Raw genomic sequence first — 999 nt, 5'->3', positions numbered from 1 at the left:
GGGCTTCTCCGCTTTCGCTCGCCGCTACTGACGGAATCACTTTTGTTTTCTTTTCCTCAGGGTACTTAGATGTTTCAGTTCCCCTGGTGTGCCTCCAACGAGCTATGTATTCACTCGAGGGTAACTACCCATTACGGTAGCTGGGTTTCCCCATTCGGAAATCTCCGGATCAAAGCTCACTTACAGCTCCCCGAAGCATATCGCTGTTCGTCGCGTCCTTCTTCGGCTCCTGGCGCCTAGGCATCCTCCGTGCGCACTTATTAGCTTAACCAATGCTCCGGGATATCGATTGCTGTTTCTCCAATGCTCCTTTGTTACCAGGCTCCCATCAAAGATGGGCGTCAGTAACGCAGAACCATGAGTCGAACAGAATCGACATCCCTTCGCGTCAATAGTTGACACTAGTAAGGTCGAGATGATACTTCAACGTTCTTCTAATTCGCGCTTTGTTTCGCTATCCAGTTTTCAAGGAACAAGAGTTGAGCCAAGAAGGCTGCATGGTGGAGACTAGCGGGATCGAACCGCTGACCCCCTGCGTGCAAGGCAGGTGCTCTCCCAGCTGAGCTAAGTCCCCATGGGAAGTATTCATTTAAGAAAAGATGGTTGGCCTTAGTGGACTCGAACCACCGACCTCACCCTTATCAGGGGTGCGCTCTAACCAGCTGAGCTAAAGGCCAATATTTGCGCCCGCTCTTGACTGGGCTAAACTTTATTACCCTTTAGACAAGGATAAGAAAGCCCGGCTTGGCGACGTCCTACTCTCCCAGGACCCTGCGGTCCAAGTACCATCGGCGCTGGAGGTCTTAACGGTCGTGTTCGGGATGGGTACGCGTGGAACCCCTCCGCCGTTGCCACCAAACCGGCTTACTGTGGAAAGAACAATCGTTCTTTCAAAACTGAACTTGAGCGTAAGAAACGTTTGCCACTCTGCAAAGCAGCTGTGGACTTTTATAGCTCCGAAGAGCTCCTTAGAAAGGAGGTGATCCAGCCGCACCTTCC

General features: G+C 51.9%; 2 tRNA genes and 2 rRNA genes. All 4 read right to left on the bottom strand.

Features of this window, described 5'->3' with window-relative positions:
* Window positions 1-271 (bottom strand): 23S ribosomal RNA (locus D7Z26_RS27120); the annotation flags it as partial.
* Between the two features lie 227 nt (window positions 272-498).
* Window positions 499-574, bottom strand: a tRNA-Ala gene (locus D7Z26_RS27115).
* Between the two features lie 26 nt (window positions 575-600).
* Window positions 601-677 (bottom strand) — tRNA-Ile (locus tag D7Z26_RS27110).
* A gap of 65 nt (window positions 678-742) precedes the next feature.
* Window positions 743-859, bottom strand: a 5S ribosomal RNA gene (gene rrf, locus D7Z26_RS27105).
* Between the last annotated feature and the right edge of the window lie 140 nt (window positions 860-999).

Source organism: Cohnella endophytica (assembly GCF_003628305.1).
Lineage (GTDB): Bacteria > Bacillota > Bacilli > Paenibacillales > Paenibacillaceae > Cohnella > Cohnella endophytica.
The sequence above is the reverse complement of the archived record's forward strand: the minus strand, read 5'-3'. Positions and strand labels throughout refer to the sequence as shown.